This window comes from Bacillus sp. ILBB4 (genome assembly GCF_035064545.1).
Taxonomy (GTDB): domain Bacteria; phylum Bacillota; class Bacilli; order Bacillales; family Bacillaceae_H; genus Priestia.
In genome coordinates, this window is sequence record NZ_JAIQVD010000002.1 from 144,476 (window position 1) to 162,591 (window position 18,116).

The window sequence follows — 18,116 nt, forward strand, 5'->3', positions numbered from 1 at the left end:
GGAGGAAATAAGTTTGAGTACAAATAGAAACACACTATCCATTTTTGCTTTAGGCGGCATTAATGAAATAGGAAAAAATATGTATGCGGTTCAATATGATGATGACATCATTGTAATCGACTGCGGCTCTAAATTTCCTGATGAAAGTTTATTAGGAATTGATTTGATTATACCTGATATTACATACTTGCAAGAGAATCGAGAAAAAGTTCGAGCACTGGTTGTTACGCATGGCCATGAAGATCATATTGGAGGTATTCCTTATCTTTTAAAACAGTTGAACCTTCCAATTTATGCAACAAGCCTTACCCTTGGATTAATTGACATTAAACTCCAGGAACATCAATTATCTGCAGAGACGGAGCTTATTGAAATCAACGAAGAGTCAGAAATTACATTAGGCAATATTCCGCTTTCTTTTTTTAAAACGAATCACAGCATTCCAGATTGTCTTGGAATTGTCTTTCATACGCCTGAAGGAGCTGTTGTGCATACCGGGGATTTTAAGTTTGATTTAACTCCTGTTAACGACCAATATCCAGATCTTCATAAAATGGCAAAAATCGGCAGTGAAGGTGTACTGGCTTTAATATCAGAAAGTACAAATGCTGAACGCCCTGGATTTACGCCTTCAGAAAAGCTAGTTGGCAAACATGTAGAAGAAGCTTTTCGTAAAGCAAAGCGAAAAGTAATTATTTCTACTTTCGCCTCCAATGTTAACCGCGTACAGCAAATTGTAGATGCAGCGATTAAAACGAACAGAAAACTTGCGCTGCTAGGAAGAAGCATGGTTAACGTTGTATCAGTTGCGTTAGAGAAAGGGTATTTAACCATTCCTGAAGGGATGCTAATTGAACCTTATGAAGTACATTCACTTGCGCCTGAACAAGTCGCTATTCTCTGCACTGGAAGCCAAGGCGAGCCGATGGCCGCTCTATCTAGATTAGCCAGCGGAAATCATCGACAAGTAGAGATTCTTCCTGAAGACACGGTCATTTTATCAGCAGGGCCTATTCCTGGCAATGAACGTAATATCTCTCGTATTGTCGACAGTCTTTTCACACTCGGGGCTCATGTGATTTATGGTTCAGGAAGCGCAACAGGTATGCACGTATCAGGACATGGCTATCAAGAAGAACTAAAATTAATGGCTACATTGATGAAACCAAAGTACTTTATCCCGATTCACGGTGAGTTTCGAATGCTTCATCACCACAGCTTATTAGCAGAATCTGTAGGGGTGGAAAAAGAGAACATTTTTATTATAAATAACGGTGATATTGTTGACATCAAGGGCGGAAAAGCTGTTCAAACAAGAAAAATCCCTGCAGGCAATGTATATGTAGATGGGTTTGGCATTGGAGATGTTGGCAACGCGATTTTACGTGACCGCAAACAGCTTTCAGAAGATGGTATGCTGGTTATTGTTGTTACTCTGAATAAAGCGGAAGGGAAAATTGTGTCTGGTCCAGATACCATTTCACGAGGCTTTGTTTATACAAGAGATTCAGAGCAGTTATTGAAAGATGTTAATCGACAAGTGACTAAAATTGTAAATCAATTACAAAAAACTCATGTTCACCAATGGAGCATTATGAAAAAAGAAATCAAGACAACGCTTGGCCAATTTTTATATAACCAAACCAAAAGAAGACCTATGATCCTTCCCATCATTATTGAAGTTTGATTACTCAAGTAAAACTGCCTTAGTCCCCACTAAGGCAGTTTTACTTTATAAATCCGAAGCTTAGCCCAAAGTTAGAAGTTGCCCTTTATAGTTTATGAATAGGCACTCCCTTTATATGTATGGTTAAAAGTGTTAGGTGTATTTCTTCTTTTTTATCCCATTCTATAAGAGAGATATTTCACCGTAAATATCTTGTGAAAGTATCCTATCCTTGAGGTGATTATGATGAATGATAAAAATCAAGTAGATCAGCATTCAGAACTATTCCGCCACAACTGGACGAGACCGAAGCGTTCAAAGTCCCAAGTAAATGGACATACAGAGATGTCTCAAACGAACATCATCTTGCGAAGTAATGCAAAAGCTCATCGTTGGTAAGGATACACTTCAACAAAAAAAGACGCGAACGCGTCTTTTTTTTATTATTGGCCGTCTGCTCCGCTTTGAGTTATCTTGCGAATATGACCATCTTCATAATTATTTTCTCGTAGCGCTTTTGCTTTGTCATCTACTATTTGTTTTTGATCTACTTGTGAAGAAGGAGTCTGCTTGTTTTTTGGCATAATCATAACCACCTTTTATTTTTGTAATTGTACAACGTGCATAGTGTCCCTCATAAAGATTAAATATATGTTAGCTAGCGGCTTCTTCTTCTTTCCACTTATGGCGCAGTTTTAAAATAACGAGGCTTATAACAATTAAAAAGCCTAAGCTTGCAAAGAAACCTGGCCTGCTTGCAGATTCTAACAGCGTACCGCTTACTGCAAGCAGGATTAATAAGAGGCCAACAGCTTGTTTTACTTTATCCCAAACGGTTTGTTTAATTAAGCGATGAAAAGAAATTAAAATAAAGAACCAGTTATAAATCAGCATCAGTCCCGCTGCTGTTGTAATGTACTCATAAATTTTCCCGGGCAATAGCAAGGAAAGAACAATAGAAACAACTAATCCCGCTGTTGTTAAAAGTAAAGCCGGTAAAGGAAATTGCAGCTTTTTCTTTTTTTGTTTTGAAAACAATGCAGGAGCATCTCCATCTTCTGAAAGAGTGACAATCATTGTTGTTACAGAAAAAAAAGACGCCGACATTGTTGAAAACCCAGCAACAATCATTGCTCCATTAAAAACATGAGGAAAAAATGGAAGATGGTATGTTTCTAAAGCCGTTATAAATGGACTTTGATTTCCATGAAAATCATGAAATGGCACAATTAAAATAGCTAAACTCAGTGAAACAATATAAATAATTCCAAGGAGAATAAGCATACTTCTTCCCGCTTTCGGTGCGTCTTCTTTTTTTTCTAAACGAACCGTCATGATCCCCATGACTTCGATGCCGCCGAAAGCATAAAAGGCATAAAGCAAAGCGCCCCATAAACCTAAAAACCCGTGAGGAAGTACTTCACTTATCGTTCGCGGCAATCCTTGTTTGGCACCTTGGTCAAGAAATCCAAATAAAGCGAGACTAGCTAATACAATAAACATTAAAATGGCAGCCACTTTTGTAACAGCAAATACATTTTCCATTCGTTCAAAGCCTTTTGTTCCGATTAATACAACAGCAATGCCTAAAACAGCATAAGTAGAGGCAAAGACCCACAGTGGAATACCGTCAAACCAAAAACGTGTAAAAAGAGATAAAGCCGTGAGCTGACTCCCCATGATCAGCATCTCTGAACTCCAGTACACCCATCCGCTGCTAAATCCTGCCCATCTTCCATAAGCTTTTTTAGCATAGGAGCGAAACGAACCTTTTTGAGGATCTTGAGCACTCATTTTAGCCAGAGCGTCAAATACAATAAATGTACATACTGCTGCTAGTAAAAAAGCAATTAATACAGAGGGGCCCGTGGCTTTTATTGCAATACTTGATCCTAAAAAATAGCCTGTACCGATTATGCACCCTACTCCGATTAAAGACAGCTGCCACCATTTTAATTTCCCTTCAACCTGACTTCCGCAGCCTATTTTCTTTTTCATACTATCACTCCTTACACCTCGATGTAGTGTGTGATAGTTTGAAAAATTTATGCGTAAAAAGAGGCAGCTTTCTACTATTTTTCAGCAGATAGAAAACGCTTTAAATTTAGTTCTGCTTTCTCCCCTTTTAAATAATGAATTGCTGTACAGCTTGCCAGCCGAAATATATACCAAATCCTATTAGAGAAAGGCCGGATATAACGGAAACTGCAGTCAAAAATGTCGCTGCTAAGTACCTTCGAAAAGTGCTTGCTAAAGCTGCCATAGCAATATCCCAGCATAAAATCCCTGTAAAAATAGCACAGCTGTATAAAATGAGCTGTTCTGTTTCGTATGTATTAGCTGTTTTGGCTAAAACAGAGCCATAAATACCAAGCCAAAAAAGAATAGTAAGCGGGTTTGTTAATGAAATTAAAAAACCTGAAAAAAAACACTTTAATACCGAATCTCCTTTTGCGTTCCGATGCTGTGTAATTTTCCCTGTGCTTATTAACCCTTCAATACCGGTATAAATTAATACGAAACATCCAAACGAAAAAAGAAACGTTTTCATAAAATCGCTGCTTAAAAAATGAACGGACCCAAAATAAACTACAAGCATATAAAGAGCGTCAACCGATGTTGCTCCTATCCCTAAGAACCAAGCATGTAAAAAACCATTTTTGATTCCTTTATCAAGCTGAGCGGCGTTAATTGGACCGATTGGTGCGGCTAACGATAGCCCTAATAACATATAGCTGAAAAAAGCTCCCACATGCATCCCTCCCTGCTTCTGAGGTTTTATAAATTGAACTATGATAAATGTATGCAGCCTGCTTAGCTTGTACTACGTAATTTTTATTTTATTTCTAAATCCTTTTGTATACCTGCGAAAAACCAGCGCATGTTAACTGTAAATACTATACAGAAGGATGAGAAGCATGAATTCATACACTCATATTAAAGAAGCATTACAATTAGCTGAACAGGCTGTTTATCAAGGACAGATGAATTTGGATGCAGCCAATTTCCAAAAAGCTCAAATGCATTTGAATATGGTTCAGCAGCAAATTAATGAACAAAAAGAAGCGGCGTCTGGTGATAAAGAATTAAGACGAATGGAAGAACACTTAAGACATTTACGTGAAGCCCAGCAGGCTATTCAACAAAATTTTTAATAAGGATAATAACCACCTTTTTTCACTTTTATACGAAAAACTAAAAAAGCTCTACGAACTCACTGAGTTCGTAGAGCTTTTGATCTTCACCTGCAGCTTTTAAGAGCTGCGTAAAGAGTATCATTTTTTCTTTAGCCTTATACATACTTTCCGTAATCAGGACGAGCAATTTCATCGAAATTCTTCGTAAGCTTCAATAAATTAGTTGAAAGCCATTCTCCGGAAACTGGTTTTCCATGTCCGGTCACCGCCACAGATGGATAAAGTGACTGAAGCACTTCAACTGATCTTTTGGCAGATGCCCAGTCCGTAGTTAAATAACGAGGAGGTCCACTAATTTCCAATTCTTGCTCTAGTACATCCAGTAAATATTCTTGCTTAGTGGTAACAAAAGCATCTCCTGCGATAAGCGCCAGATCCTGCTTTCTAAAAAGAGAAATATGTCCTGGAGAATGACCAGGGGTGTGAATCCATTCCCATTCCGGCATATGAGGTACGGAGCCGTCGGCTGGTAAAGCTTGCACGTGAGAGCCTAAATCAATGGCTTCCGTTGGAAATAGTGGAGAAAGCTTTGCCACGAGCCCGCCTTCCACTGTACCATCTGGTGTAGGATAATTTTTTTTACCCGTCACATATGGAAGTTCAAGTGGATGTGCATATACCGGTATGTTCCACTTCTCCACTAGTTCAATAATAGATCCAATATGATCAAAATGTGCATGTGTAAGAATAATTGCTTTTGGTTTTTTTTCTTTTCCAAACCTTTCTTCTGCCTCTTTGATAATCATAGAAGCCGAATTAGGCATTCCCGCATCCACAAGTACAAAACTATTTTCTTTGTCTGGATTTCCTATAAAACATACGTTAACAATCTGTGTAGTGTAGCTGTAGATATCCGGCGCCACTTCGACTCCTTTTCCACTGGCTATAGAGCTCATGGGAATGAAACTTTCCGTTGATGAACTTCCGTGCATCTCTCTATTCAATTTATAATTCCCTCCTTTAACGTGTCACTTCGTATACGTGATACACGTTTATGCTATCCACCTTTGCTTTCGTTATTCTTTCTTTAACTGGCTTTCTTTTATGTATCCATAAAAAAAGAAAGGAGAAAAACTCCTTTCTTTTTTTACACCAATTATACTTTTGCCGGAACTTTAACGCCCATGATCGCTTTTGGCTCTAGATATTCTTCGATACCAAATGCTCCCCACTCGCGTCCAATACCAGATTGCTTAAATCCACCGAATGGTGCAGCTCTGTCTTGCTCGGCATCGTTGACGATGATTTGACCAGCTCTAATATTTTTAGCAACATAGTCAAGTGTTTCTTGGTCTTTTCCGACCGCATAGCCTGCAAGTCCATAAATTGTATCATTCGCAATTTCAAGAGCTTGCTCTAGATCATTATACGTAATAATAGTTGTTACAGGTCCAAAGATTTCTTCTTGTGCAATAACCATATCATTTGAAACGTCGGTAAAGACTGTGGGTTTAACAAAGTATCCTGTCTCTAAGCCGTCTGGTTTGCCCGTTCCGCCAGTAAGAAGTTTTGCACCTTCGTCCATTCCTTTTTTAATATAATCCTGTACGCGATCCCACTGTTTTTCCGCTACGAGTGGTCCAGTTACGTTGTCTTTATTTAATGGATCACCAACTGGGAATGATGGTAGAACCTTCTTCACTGCTTCTTCAAATTTTTCTTTCATAGAGGCAGGAATGATAATGCGCGTTGCTGCCGTACATACTTGCCCTGTATTCATTGCAATGTGTGAAACTGCTATTTTAGCCGCTTCTTCTACATCCGCATCCTCTAATACAACTAGCGGTGATTTCCCGCCTAGCTCAAGCGCTACTTTTTTGATTGTTTTAGCCGCATTTTGCATAATTTTTTCGCCTACAGCACCTGATCCTGTAAATGATACAAAATCAATGTCCGGGTGAGAACTAATACCGTCACCGATTGTGCTTCCTGTTCCGTTTACAAGGTTAAAGGCACCTTTTGGTACACCAGCTTCATCAATGATCTCTGCTAATATCATCGCTGCATACGGTGTAAGTTCTGATGGTTTTAATACCATTGGACTTCCTGCTGCGATAGCTCCTGCAATTTTAGTAGACGTCTGATTTGTTGGGAAGTTCCATGGGGTAATAAGTCCGCTTACTCCAATAGACTCCTTCACGACCTTGTAGCTTCCATGATCTTTTTCAAATGTGTAATCTTCAAGTGCATTAGCTGCTTCTTTAAAGTGGCTAAGTCCCATTTCATAGTGAACTTCTTCTGAAATCTTTAAAGGAGCGCCAAGCTCTTCAGTCATAACTTCAATAAGCTCCTGTTTACGCTTTTCATATCCTTTTGCAATATTGCGAAGCATTTTAATTCGCTCTTCTTTTGTTGTTCTTGAAAATGTGGGAAGAGCTGCTTTAGCTGCTGCCACGGCTTTATCTAGATCTTCTTTTGTACCTAAACTAATTTTACCAATTGATTTTTCAGTAGCAGGATTGATCACATCTGACGTTTCGTTTCCTGTTGATTCAATCCATTCTCCGTTAATGAAGTGTTTTAAATTTGTACGCATTGATTTGATCTCTCCTTTTAGTTTGTTAATTGTTGAACTATGTCATCTAGTTTTTATCTACCCGCCTGTCTGCTTCTCAAACACCGCTTCTATTATTTTTGTTTCTTTCACTGCCTTATCCCTTTTCCAATCCGCTTTTCGCAGCTGAAATTATTTTCCCCCTGAAGCTTTTTAGTTCTTTATAACAAACAGAGATTGAGTCATAACGAAATCAATCCCATCTAAAGCTGAACAATTGGGATAAAGGAGCTAGTATGGATTATTTGTTATACCCCTGTTGATTTCCGTGCAAGCCTTCGCTTTCCGCGGACGGTCGATGAGCCTCCTCATCGCTTACGCTCCTGCGTGGTCTCACTAAATGGAACCTATATTCACCATAACCACAAAAAAATCCCAACGAGTTTGATTCTACGTCAAGAATCTCGGTTCCTCGTTCGGATCTTCCTTTAACTAAAACACTTTTGTTTTCCCCTCTTTTGTATTAACGTACTTCTTGTAAACGATGTACCACTCTGCTTTCAATTAACGGTTCTGTTTGCTGTCTGTATTGTTGATAGTGAGGTGTTTCAATGTGAGCCTCAATATCTTTTTTGCTTTCCCATTTCTCATAAAAAACAAATGTGCCTGCTTTTTCTGTATCCTGGTGGAGAGTGTATTGAATACATCCTTTTTCTCCTCTTGATGGTTCAATAACTTTTACTAACTCTGATCGAAGCTCTTCTTCTTTTCCTGGCTTGGCTTTCAAAATGGCGTTAATAATAATTTCTGACATCGTTTTTCCTCATTTCTTTAAAAAATATTTCCTATAAAAAGCTTCCCTCTTTTTGTATTTATTACACTGACCATCATATTTTTTGTATGATGATTGATTTCTCTAGTCCAAGACAGCAAAACATCCATGTTATCTACAGCGGTCTTTCTTGATGCTGTTGATAAAAAAGCCTGTAGGCTATAAGCCTACAGGCTTTTTTACATCTTATTTCAATAATTGCTTTACGACTGCTTTTGCTACACTGATTGTTGACTGAGGATTTTGACCTGTTATTAGGTTGCCATCTGCTTGTACATTATCTGTCCAGTTTGGAGCAGCTACTACATTTGCCCCAAGTTCACCCAGACGTGTTTCCAAAAGAAACGGCATGAAGCGGTCCAATGTTGTTTCACGTTCTTCATCATCTGTAAACGCAGCGACATCTTTTCCTTCGACCAACGGCTTTTCATCTGATAATGTAACACCTACTAAGCCTGCGGGTCCGTGGCATACAGCGGCTACTACTTTGTCTCCTTCGTATAGTTCACGAATTAAAGCATGGAGCGTTTGATTATCTGGCAGATCAAACATTGTGCCGTGACCGCCTGGTAAGAAAACAGCATCGAATTTAGCACTGTCTGTAATTGTATCAAGTTTTAGGGTATTCTCTAGATGCTTAGCTGTATTTAAGATTTCTTGAGAAGTCTCCCCTTCAAGGCTGCGAGCATCCACCGGCGCTTTTCCTCCTAGAGGACTTGCTACCGTAATCGTAAATCCAGCTTTTTCGAACTCTACGTACGCTTCACCAAATTCTGAAAGCCAAAGGCCTGTTGGATGATTTTCTTTCATTTTGTCAGCCGTTGTTACGACCATTAATATATGTTTAGACATAGTAACGTCCTCCTGTAAATAAAGATAGTATTTTCTGTTTCCGCCTTACACACTATATTGTAAAAGAGGAATTACTATAATACAAATTAGAAAATATCTGCTTATCCATAAATATTTTTATAGATAATGTGTCATTGTTAATAAAGAATCTCCGAAAGAAACAACCATATAACACCTGAACTTATTTTTTATACACTCAAAAAAACCGCCCTTTTGAGTAAGCGCGGTTTTTCCAGAAAAGCATAGAATCTGTCTTTTATTTTAAAGAACAGATTGAGCGTTCATTTGTTTCACTTTCTTTTCTCCCGTTCTTTTAAGACTTACCATAAAAATAAACGAAATACAGTACAGCCCCGCCAAGTACGTCATCGCTACTGTCATATCATAGCTTTGCAAAAGATAGCCGACAAGAATGGGTGATAACCCTCCCAACGCTCGCCCAAAGTTAAAAATAGTGTTCGTTGCAGTGCTGCGCACTTCTACTGAATAGTGGCTGCTGATCAATGCTCCGTATCCCGCGAACATTCCGTTTGAGAAAAATCCGACTACGGCTCCTCCTATCAGCAGCCCTGCACTTCCTTCGGCATACGAGTATAAAAATACCGCACAAGCTGAAGCGAGAAGAAAGATTCCAAAAGTACGTTTCGAACCAAAACGATCCATAAATTGACCAAATGTTAGCATGCCTATAATCATTCCAACGGCTGTACTGATTGTCCAAAGAGCTGAACTTGAAACAGAGAGGCCTTGTGATTGCTGAAGCATAGACGGAAGCCATATCATGAGTCCGTTATAGCCTGCAATTTGAACTGTAGCCATCACTGCCAGCGAAATAGTCGTCATCGCCGTCCTAGGCGTAGCGAATAATTGACGAAGCTTACCATTATTTTTAACAACCGCTGTTTTCTCTTTTTGAGCTTGTAGCCACTCAGGAGATTCGTTTAAATTTTTTCGTACGATAAAAGCAAAAATGACGGGGATAATTCCGACAAAAAACAGCGCTCTCCATCCGAAAATCGGCAGGATCAGAGAACTTAAAAGCGCCGCAAGGATCACTCCAAATTGTGCGCCAATACTAACATAGGATGAAGCTCGTCCTTGCTTATGTTTCGGCCACGCTTCTGCTACAAGAGCCATACCGATCCCGTACTCTCCTCCAGCCCCAATTCCGGCAATAAATCGCGAAGCATACACTTGTTCAACATTTGCTGCAAAACCTGTCAATGCCGTTCCGACTGCAAATAGAAGAACCGTGTAGGTAAAAACCCGCACTCTTCCAAATTTATCTGCTAAAATTCCGAAGATGACTCCACCTATCAGCATTCCTATATTCGTAATAGAAGAAATAAGTCCACCTGTTGCTAAATCAATGTGAAATTCAGCAATAATCATTGACATAGCAAACGAGATAAACATAATGTCCATCCCTTCTAACGTCAAACCTGCTACTGATGCTACAACTGTCTTGTTACGATAATTCATGTTGTTCCACCCTCCAGTGTATTCTTTCTGTATCAACGCTCTTTCTTTTTTGAAGGAATGGATAAATAACATATCTCCATTCTCTTTTGAAGCCTCTCTGGACTTCGTTTAAAAGAGGTAAGTAACACATAAAAGCCCTTTTGTCGCAGAGGGCAAAAGGGCACAGATAGGCATAGAAGCAGTAAATAAGTGATCCGTCCTTTTCGGCCTCTCTGGACCGTCTTAAAGGCAGTTATTATATTAATCATTATGTTAACACGCCGCACAGAACCTTTCAATAAGAAAAATATCTTCTTTAAAGCAGCTATGTACATCTCTCACTTTTTACATTCATACTATTTCGTTCATTATTTTTTAAATATGGTTAAAACCAAAGCCTAATGTATCATGTTCAAAACCTTTTTTAGGCGCACCTATCGTTCCATACACACAAACGCTAATCCATTCGTCGCTTGATCCTGAAAACTCAATTTTTCCTCGTACGATTGAAAATGTGAGTCCGACCGTCCGTAAAATATCACCCAGCTGCAGCGTTCCTCGACTAACTCCTTGAATGGCTTCAAGTATAGCATGATAAAGAGCGTGAACTTCCCGGTACGACTGGGCATTAATAATTTTATTTGTCTTGGCGCTCGTTTCAATTGCCGCCACGACTTTAGACAGCTCCATCGCTCCCACTTTTCCTACTGTGTAGCTGTATCCTCTCTCATTGATTTCCTTTTCAATACCTTCAGCTAGTTCCGTATTATGTAAAAGAACGAGTAAAGATGTTAATCTTCCCATTGAAAAATCATTAACTTGTTGAAATTTATTGCTCAACTGTCATTCCCTCCCTTCTATCCCCTTATTATTTTAACAGACGGTACCTAAAAGGGTGCTGATTATTCAACGAACGAGCGCTCACTTAAAGGGTTAGGAGATCTATGTGTACTGTCCACCACTGTTACGAAGTAGACTTTGCATAAATAAGTAACCCACCGTTTAGTAAGCGCTTACTTTATTTCTAAGGAAGAAATCATTTTTCTCTACTTACGTTAAGACAAGCTGTGATTCAACTTTTAACTTTCCCAGCATCTCTCTCGTCATTTTTTCTAGGTTATATTCTGCTTTAAATCCCCACTCTTCCATCGCACAGCTGGAATCTATATGGTTAGGCCAGCTTTCAGCAATTGCTTGTCGAACAGGATCTACTTGGTAATTCAGCACAAATTCCGGAATCGTTTTTCTGATTTCAATCGCCATTTGTTCTGGATCAAAGCTCATGGCAGAAACGTTAAATGAATTTCGGTGCTTCAGCTTAGAACCGTCTGCTTCCATTAGTTGGATAACAGCATTTAGTGCATCAGGCATATACATCATATCCATATATGTTCCTTTGTCAATATAAGAGGTATATCGCTTATGCTTAACGGCTTCATAATAAATCTCAACAGCGTAGTCCGTTGTTCCTCCACCCGGAGGCGTTACGTATGAAATTAAGCCTGGAAAACGTAGCCCTCGTGTATCTACTCCGAATTTATGGTGGTAGTAATCGCAAAGTAATTCACCCGCTACTTTATTAACACCATACATCGTGGTAGGACGTTGAATTGTATCCTGCGGCGTCCAGTCTTTTGGAGTCGTTGGACCAAATGCACCAATTGAACTTGGAGTGAAAAATTGACACTGAAGCTCACGTGCTGCTTCGAGCGCGTTTACTAATCCGCCCATATTTAGATTCCAAGCTAGAAGCGGTTTTTGCTCAGCTGTCGCTGATAACAGCGCAGCCAAGTGAATAATCGTATCAACTTTATGTTTTTTAGCGATAGTAAATAACGCAGTCTGATCCGTTACATCTAAAATCTCGAATGGACCTGAAGTCACGACATCGCTCGTCGTTTTGCGAATATCAGTGGCAATAATATTTTCTGAACCATATATCTCTCTCATTTTCGTCGTTAACTCAGAACCGATTTGCCCTAAAGAACCCGTTATTAATACTTTTTTCATGTCAATATCCTCCTCGTGTACTGCCTAGACTAAACGTTTAGATTAATTTCATTTCCTTGCCTACCTTTTTGTAGATACGAAGTGCTTCATCTAACATTTCTTTCGTATGAGCAGCCGTCGGCATATTGCGAACGCGTCCTGTCCCTCTTGGAACGGTTGGGAAAACAATTGATTTAGCGTATACCCCTTCTTCTATTAATCTCTCACTAAAAATCTGCGTTTGGTTTTCATCTCCTATGATGCACGGAGTGATAGGTGTTTCACTTTCTCCAATGTTAAAGCCTAGTTCTTTTAATCCTTGCTTTAAATACCGGCTGTTTTCCCACATTTGCTGCTGCAGTTCTGTACTTGTGCTTAGGATTTCAATTGCTTTCATACAGGCAGCAGCCGTGCCTGGTGTAATAGCAGTCGAAAACAAAAACGGACGACTTCTTACTTTTAACCAGTCGATTAAGTCTTTTTTTCCGGCCACATACCCACCTACAGCTCCAATCGCTTTTGATAATGTTCCAATCTGGAAGTCTACTTTTTCAGATAAGCCAAAATGTTTGACTGTGCCCATGGCGTTCCCTAATACGCCCGACCCGTGAGCATCATCTACGTATGTGATTAAGTCAAATTCCTCTGCGATTTCTACAATTTCCGGAAGCTTAGCAATGTCTCCATCCATTGAGAATACACCATCGGTAATTACCATTATTTTATTATATAAACCGGATTTTTGTGCTTCGCCTGCTTTTGCACGAAGATCTTCCATATCTGAATGCTTAAAAGGAATAATTTTTGCTTTTGATAGCCGGCATCCGTCAATAATTGAAGCGTGATTCAGCTCATCTGATAAAATCGCATCATGTTTATCCATAACCGCGGAGATGGCTGCCATATTACAGTTAAAGCCAGACTGATAAGCTATAGCTGCTTCTGTATGCTTAAACTCGGCTAGCTTTTCCTCTAGCTTAATATGAATATCTAGAGTTCCATTAATCGTTCGGACAGCTCCAGCCCCCACTCCGTATTTTTCAGTGGCTTCGTTGCACGCATTAATAAGCCTCTCGTCTGTAGCAAGACCCAAATAATTGTTGGATGATAAATTAATTAATTGCTTTCCCTCAATTTGAATCACAGGTCCGTTTGGCCCCTCTACCGGATTAATGACATTGTATAATCCTTTATCTTTTAAATCTTCTAAATTATTATTCAAGAATTCTTTTAAACGTCTGCTTGTCATCTTCCATACCTCCTCATTGTTGTTCAACACGTCTTATAAACTTCTCTTTTCCCCATTAAAAGATTAATCTAAGCACTTACAGTATATGAGTTAAAAATAAAGTGTATTCCTGAGAAAGACAAATGTTTCTTTTGAAAGCGCTTAAAATTCAATGCTTATAGAATTCATAATAATAAACAACTAGATAAATGTCCATACTAAAAAAACAAAAAATAAAAAATTTTCTGCATTGATAAGAATCTTTCTTATTATGAATGAGTTTACGGGAACGTTATCAGACAATATCTTTTTTATTTTCTTTCTTTGATAATTCTTTTAAGGAAGACACTGATATATAACGAAATCAATCCAATCAACAGCTAGAAGCAGCCACATACATGAAACCTACACTCACCATACCCATAAAAAAATCCGAACGAGTTTGGTTCTTAATCAAACTCGTTCGGATGGTCCTTCAACTAAAATACTTTTGTAACAGCCTCTTCCGTTACTTTTGCATAGATATGGTCTTTATTTTTTTATGTTCGTTTTTTACTAATAAGCATGAAACAGCAAAGCTTAGTAATGCAGCTAAAAACGTTCCACTGTAAATAATGTGAACACCCGATGCAAGAATTTCATGCAGCTTTGACAGTTCTTCTGCTGGTACTCCGCCTGTCTCAAACGAAGCATTTAAATTTTCTTGCCCTAATTTCTTTGCTTGTGAAAGTGTCACTAAGTTAAAGATTGTACCAAACACCGCAGAACCTAGCGTTTGACTAAATGTATTTGTAAACGTATTAAGAGCCACCGCTACTCCTCTTTTGCTAGCCGGGACCGCTGATTGAATAACTAGCATAAAAATAGGCGTAATAATACCCATTCCTAACCCAAGGACCCCAACGGCTACATAAATTAAAAATACGGGTGAGTGGGTGGAAACTAAAAACAGCATAAAACAAGCCGTACTTACAATTGCCGTGCCCAGCGTAAGGATGGAGTGCGTTTTAAGACGCCCTACTAAATTCCCTGAAAGCAGTGAACCAATCGTCCAGCATACTGGCATAGGCATTAATACAAAACCAGCAGCGGTTGCACTTTTCCCCAGCACTCCTTGACTCCAAATTGGAAGGTAGACCGTAATACTAATAACTACTGATCCCACAAGAAGTGTTAATAAGTTTATAACAGATACACTTCGAATGGAAAACAGTTCAAGCGGGATAAGAGGTTCGGGAGATTTCTTTTCTATATAAATAAAGCCAATGAATGTTAGAACAGCTAGAACAAATAACCCTATAATGGTGAGATCTCCCCAGTTTTGATGCTGACTTCCGGTTAAAAGCGCATATAAAAACGCAATTGTTCCCACTGAAAACGTCACCGCTCCAATATAATCGATATAGCGTTTTTCTTTTACCACTTCTTCTTTATAGTTTAATAAAAGAACAAAAAAAGCCATTAGTCCAAACGGTATATTTAAAAAGAAAATATAGCGCCAAGACAGCGTATCCACTAAGAATCCCCCAAGAAGAGGCCCGAGAACTCCCGCAACTCCCCAAACTGCGCTAATCCACCCTTGCGCTTTGGCTCTTTCTTTTGCTTCTTCATACAAGTCGCCAATAATAATCATTGTAAGCGGCATAACGACCCCGGCGCCTAGCCCTTGGATAGCTCTATAGACAATTAATTGCTGCATTGAAAAGCTAAGTCCGCAAAGTATCGATCCAATTAAGAAAATAATGATTCCAACAAGCATAACTTTTTTGCGGCCGAATAGATCCGCTAACTTTCCGTATATAGGTGTAGATACAGCAGTTGTCAGCATATAAATGGCATATACCCAGCTAACTAGCTCAATGCCCGACAAATCACTTGTAATTCTTGGAACAGCCGTACTGACAATGGTTCCTTCCATTGCAGCTAAAACAGTGACAAGCAGCAGCGCTGTCATGATTCGTTTCCTCATCTTTCTCTCTCCTTGCAACTGCGGGCATACCATGGTTTTTCTTATAGAAGATAAAAGCGGTTTCAATATACGGATACCCTTTTAACCTTTATATGTATGTGATACCCCGCATATAGTTGCTGCCATATGCAGCCAAATAATTATTTTACTATAAATTTTTTCAAAGCGATAGATAATTTCAAAAATATGACTTTCCTCTCATTGATAGAAACATGCTTACATGATGTTTTATTTCCTTTTTAAATTGCAAAAAAGCATCCCGTAATACCTGGTACGGGATGCTTTTTTGTAATTTTGTATGATTAGCTTAGTCGGGGATCTTTTAATAAACGTTCCATTTCTTCCATATGATTTGTTTCATCTGCAATCATATCTTCAAGCTTTACAACAAGCTCTGTTAACCCTAACTCTTCGGCTTGCTTTTTACGCTCTTCGTAGCGCTGGATAGTTTCTTTTTCAGCCTTGCTCGCTTCTTTAAGCATTTCCGTCACGTTTGAAACGTGCTTCACCTCAGCCGGCTTTGTTGTTGGTTCACCGCCAAGGTTTTTGATTTTTTCTGATAAATAAAGGGCGTGTCCTTGCTCGTCAGGAATTTCTCCTTCAAAGAAAGGTTTTAAAATTTGATATTCTAGGCCGGTTACTGTAGACGCATAGTAAGTGTACTGAATAACCGCCGAATATTCACCCGCTAAATCGGTATTAAGTCCCTCTATTAGTTGTCTCATTTTCTCTTCCATTTGAATAAACACCCTTTCATTTGCTGTTAGTAGACATGTACCCTTTTTACCTAGTCCTAAACCGCAATAAGGCGATATTCTGCTCTTTCTTTTTAAAAGTAGGGAAATTACTGAATGGAGCGAAGATGTTTGATTTCTATATTTTTAAAGAGAGCCGTTCCTCCTTGAGAGAAAAGCGTAATTCCTTGGTCGTTGTGACGCGGAAACACCTCGCTAGAATGCACGGTTTTTCCATCATCAATAAAGACTTCAATGCTTGTTTCATCTACCAATATCTTCAAATGAACATTTTTCTTGCCTGCATCAAAATAATCACGGCTTTCCACATACTTTTTGCTTTGATCAGGCTGATTGCTATAGCTTCTGTTCACATACGAGACGTTATCTTTTGCAAAAATGCCCACATCAATGTGCCGCTTTTGATCTGCGGACTCTCGAAGTCGTAAGCCTACATTTTCTGCATCTGACCATGAAATATCTGTATCAAGCTGATAAGCTTCACCTTTTATCTTTAACTTTTTCTCTCCGTTTACTTCTACTTGTTCAAGAGAGTTTGTTGAATAAGTTAGCTGATTTAATTCTTTAACAGGCTTTGATAACAGGCTGTACTGATCGTCGTCTTGTTTTGAAAGCGTAACTTCACGGGTTACTGAATCGAAGCCGTTAAACCCTTCTTTCATCGTTGGCGTCTTATCTGGATAATCCCAGTTGTTCATCCATGCAAAAGCGTAGCGTTTTTCTAAGGAACCTGTATTTTTACCGTCTTCAAACGTGACTGCTCCGTACCAATCAAAGCCATGATCGAGCCATTGTGGCTCATCCATATCGGGAGTGAATGTTGTTCCATCGTAATTTCCTGTCCAATAAGCATAGGTGTTTGGCTTTCCGCTTTCTTTTCCATTTGCACTTGTCCCGAGAACCCACTTAACTGTCCCGTCATCTGCCTTCATTTGAAAAAGATCTGGACATTCGGTAATGCCAATATCTTTAGTTACAAGTCCTCCCGTGTACGTCCAATCCTTTAGATTAGAAGATTCATAAAATCCGATTTTTTCACCTTCTGACATGACGAGAACCCACTTGTCATGTTCATTATCCCATATGACTTTGGGATCTCTAAAATCTTTGGTGCCTGGATTAGGCATGATAGGATTTTTGCTATATGATTTAAAGGTTTTTCCTCTATCGGTACTATACCATAGATACTGTTCTTGTTTTTGTCCATCAGCAGAAGGCTGGGTCATAACCGCTACAATTGCGCCTTTACCAAAGCCTGCTGTATTCTCTTTATCTTCTACAACGGATCCGGACCATATATCGCCATTTTTATTTGTATACTTTGGAATAGCTACTCCTTCATCTTTCCAGTGAACCAAATCTTTAGACGTTGCATGTCGCCATTCCGTCCCGTTGCCTTTAGGGTAATCATGATTGTATAAGTAATAGTAATGATACTCCCCGTCAAAATAAATAGGCTTTTGAGGATCATTTTTCCATTTATCAGGCGTGCTAAAGTGATACACCGGGCGATAAGTGGATTCACTTTTATTCCCTTTTTCTTTTCCTTGATCTTTTGTATCCTCTTTTTTGGATACGCCTGCTATAATGAGTCCGGCTATTACAACTAAAAGAACGGCAAGCATTATCCATTTATAAGCACCTTTTTTCTTCAAACAAACCCCGCCTTTCTC

The 18,116-nt window shown here is 39.0% G+C and carries 17 protein-coding genes; 3 read left to right on the forward strand and 14 right to left on the reverse strand.

What is annotated here, in order from left to right; translation table 11 throughout:
• Positions 1 to 13: 13 nt before the first annotated feature.
• Both LAV82_RS07005 and LAV82_RS07010 read left to right on the forward strand, forming a co-directional pair.
• On the forward strand, positions 14 to 1,687 hold the full coding sequence (locus LAV82_RS07005) for a ribonuclease J (RefSeq protein ID WP_211078062.1): 1,674 nt from the start codon (positions 14 to 16) through the stop codon (positions 1,685 to 1,687).
• Positions 1,688 to 1,912: 225 nt separating this feature from the next.
• Complete coding sequence (locus tag LAV82_RS07010; RefSeq protein ID WP_013056278.1) at positions 1,913 to 2,065, forward strand: YpzG family protein; 153 nt, start codon at positions 1,913 to 1,915, stop codon at positions 2,063 to 2,065.
• Positions 2,066 to 2,109: 44 nt separating this feature from the next.
• Here LAV82_RS07010 and LAV82_RS07015 read toward each other — a convergent pair whose 3' ends face one another.
• The 3 genes from LAV82_RS07015 to LAV82_RS07025 form a co-directional block, all read right to left on the reverse strand.
• A complete protein-coding gene (locus LAV82_RS07015; RefSeq protein ID WP_013056277.1) occupies positions 2,110 to 2,250 on the reverse strand; it encodes a hypothetical protein in 141 nt (46 codons plus the stop codon).
• Between the two features lie 70 nt (positions 2,251 to 2,320).
• The gene (locus LAV82_RS07020; protein ID WP_499715789.1) at positions 2,321 to 3,664 is read right to left on the reverse strand and encodes an amino acid permease; all 1,344 of its coding nucleotides are present in this window, start codon (positions 3,662 to 3,664) and stop codon (positions 2,321 to 2,323) included.
• A 127-nt stretch (positions 3,665 to 3,791) separates the two neighbouring features.
• Positions 3,792 to 4,418 carry a LysE family transporter gene (locus tag LAV82_RS07025; RefSeq protein ID WP_211078063.1) on the reverse strand — a complete coding sequence of 209 codons (627 nt, stop codon included), beginning with the start codon at positions 4,416 to 4,418 and terminating at the stop codon, positions 3,792 to 3,794.
• A gap of 166 nt (positions 4,419 to 4,584) precedes the next feature.
• Here LAV82_RS07025 and LAV82_RS07030 point away from each other — a divergent pair, with 166 nt between their 5' ends.
• The gene (locus LAV82_RS07030; protein WP_013056274.1) at positions 4,585 to 4,821 is read left to right on the forward strand and encodes a hypothetical protein; all 237 of its coding nucleotides are present in this window, start codon (positions 4,585 to 4,587) and stop codon (positions 4,819 to 4,821) included.
• A gap of 137 nt (positions 4,822 to 4,958) precedes the next feature.
• Here LAV82_RS07030 and LAV82_RS07035 read toward each other — a convergent pair whose 3' ends face one another.
• From LAV82_RS07035 to LAV82_RS07085, 11 genes are all read right to left on the reverse strand, one after another.
• Positions 4,959 to 5,807, reverse strand: coding sequence for an MBL fold metallo-hydrolase (locus tag LAV82_RS07035; RefSeq protein WP_029324209.1), 849 nt, complete (start codon positions 5,805 to 5,807; stop codon positions 4,959 to 4,961).
• 152 nt (positions 5,808 to 5,959) lie between these two features.
• Positions 5,960 to 7,399 carry an aldehyde dehydrogenase family protein gene (locus tag LAV82_RS07040; RefSeq protein ID WP_013056271.1) on the reverse strand — a complete coding sequence of 480 codons (1,440 nt, stop codon included), beginning with the start codon at positions 7,397 to 7,399 and terminating at the stop codon, positions 5,960 to 5,962.
• 481 nt (positions 7,400 to 7,880) lie between these two features.
• A complete protein-coding gene (locus LAV82_RS07045; RefSeq protein ID WP_013056270.1) occupies positions 7,881 to 8,171 on the reverse strand; it encodes a putative quinol monooxygenase in 291 nt (96 codons plus the stop codon).
• Between the two features lie 204 nt (positions 8,172 to 8,375).
• Positions 8,376 to 9,041 (reverse strand): type 1 glutamine amidotransferase domain-containing protein, encoded by a 666-nt coding sequence (locus LAV82_RS07050; protein ID WP_499715792.1) that lies wholly within the window; start codon positions 9,039 to 9,041, stop codon positions 8,376 to 8,378.
• A gap of 261 nt (positions 9,042 to 9,302) precedes the next feature.
• Positions 9,303 to 10,523, reverse strand: coding sequence for an MFS transporter (locus tag LAV82_RS07055; RefSeq protein WP_013056268.1), 1,221 nt, complete (start codon positions 10,521 to 10,523; stop codon positions 9,303 to 9,305).
• A gap of 354 nt (positions 10,524 to 10,877) precedes the next feature.
• Positions 10,878 to 11,342, reverse strand: coding sequence for a histidine utilization transcription antiterminator HutP (gene hutP / locus LAV82_RS07060; protein ID WP_013056267.1), 465 nt, complete (start codon positions 11,340 to 11,342; stop codon positions 10,878 to 10,880).
• A gap of 210 nt (positions 11,343 to 11,552) precedes the next feature.
• Complete coding sequence (locus LAV82_RS07065) at positions 11,553 to 12,512, reverse strand: L-threonine 3-dehydrogenase (protein ID WP_211078065.1); 960 nt, start codon at positions 12,510 to 12,512, stop codon at positions 11,553 to 11,555.
• Positions 12,513 to 12,549: 37 nt separating this feature from the next.
• Positions 12,550 to 13,740 (reverse strand): glycine C-acetyltransferase, encoded by a 1,191-nt coding sequence (locus tag LAV82_RS07070; protein WP_211078066.1) that lies wholly within the window; start codon positions 13,738 to 13,740, stop codon positions 12,550 to 12,552.
• A gap of 487 nt (positions 13,741 to 14,227) precedes the next feature.
• Entirely contained in the window at positions 14,228 to 15,688 is a 1,461-nt protein-coding gene (locus LAV82_RS07075) for an MDR family MFS transporter (protein ID WP_499715794.1), read from the reverse strand.
• A 302-nt stretch (positions 15,689 to 15,990) separates the two neighbouring features.
• Positions 15,991 to 16,425, reverse strand: coding sequence for a ferritin-like domain-containing protein (locus LAV82_RS07080; RefSeq protein ID WP_013056263.1), 435 nt, complete (start codon positions 16,423 to 16,425; stop codon positions 15,991 to 15,993).
• Positions 16,426 to 16,532: 107 nt separating this feature from the next.
• The gene (locus LAV82_RS07085; RefSeq protein ID WP_211078068.1) at positions 16,533 to 18,098 is read right to left on the reverse strand and encodes a glycoside hydrolase family 32 protein; all 1,566 of its coding nucleotides are present in this window, start codon (positions 18,096 to 18,098) and stop codon (positions 16,533 to 16,535) included.
• Positions 18,099 to 18,116 lie beyond the last annotated feature (18 nt).

What these genes read in the sequence shown, in the direction of transcription:
- LAV82_RS07010 (WP_013056278.1), top strand. Translation starts at nt 1,913, where the DNA reads ATGAATGATAAAAATCAAGTAGATCAGCATTCAGAACTATTCCGCCAC.
- LAV82_RS07015 (WP_013056277.1), bottom strand. Translation starts at nt 2,250, where the DNA reads ATGCCAAAAAACAAGCAGACTCCTTCTTCACAAGTAGATCAAAAACAA.
- LAV82_RS07020 (WP_499715789.1), bottom strand. Translation starts at nt 3,664, where the DNA reads ATGAAAAAGAAAATAGGCTGCGGAAGTCAGGTTGAAGGGAAATTAAAA.
- LAV82_RS07030 (WP_013056274.1), top strand. Translation starts at nt 4,585, where the DNA reads ATGAATTCATACACTCATATTAAAGAAGCATTACAATTAGCTGAACAG.
- LAV82_RS07040 (WP_013056271.1), bottom strand. Translation starts at nt 7,399, where the DNA reads ATGCGTACAAATTTAAAACACTTCATTAACGGAGAATGGATTGAATCA.
- LAV82_RS07045 (WP_013056270.1), bottom strand. Translation starts at nt 8,171, where the DNA reads ATGTCAGAAATTATTATTAACGCCATTTTGAAAGCCAAGCCAGGAAAA.
- LAV82_RS07050 (WP_499715792.1), bottom strand. Translation starts at nt 9,041, where the DNA reads ATGTCTAAACATATATTAATGGTCGTAACAACGGCTGACAAAATGAAA.
- LAV82_RS07055 (WP_013056268.1), bottom strand. Translation starts at nt 10,523, where the DNA reads ATGAATTATCGTAACAAGACAGTTGTAGCATCAGTAGCAGGTTTGACG.
- LAV82_RS07065 (WP_211078065.1), bottom strand. Translation starts at nt 12,512, where the DNA reads ATGAAAAAAGTATTAATAACGGGTTCTTTAGGGCAAATCGGTTCTGAG.
- LAV82_RS07070 (WP_211078066.1), bottom strand. Translation starts at nt 13,740, where the DNA reads ATGACAAGCAGACGTTTAAAAGAATTCTTGAATAATAATTTAGAAGAT.
- LAV82_RS07075 (WP_499715794.1), bottom strand. Translation starts at nt 15,688, where the DNA reads ATGAGGAAACGAATCATGACAGCGCTGCTGCTTGTCACTGTTTTAGCT.
- LAV82_RS07080 (WP_013056263.1), bottom strand. Translation starts at nt 16,425, where the DNA reads ATGGAAGAGAAAATGAGACAACTAATAGAGGGACTTAATACCGATTTA.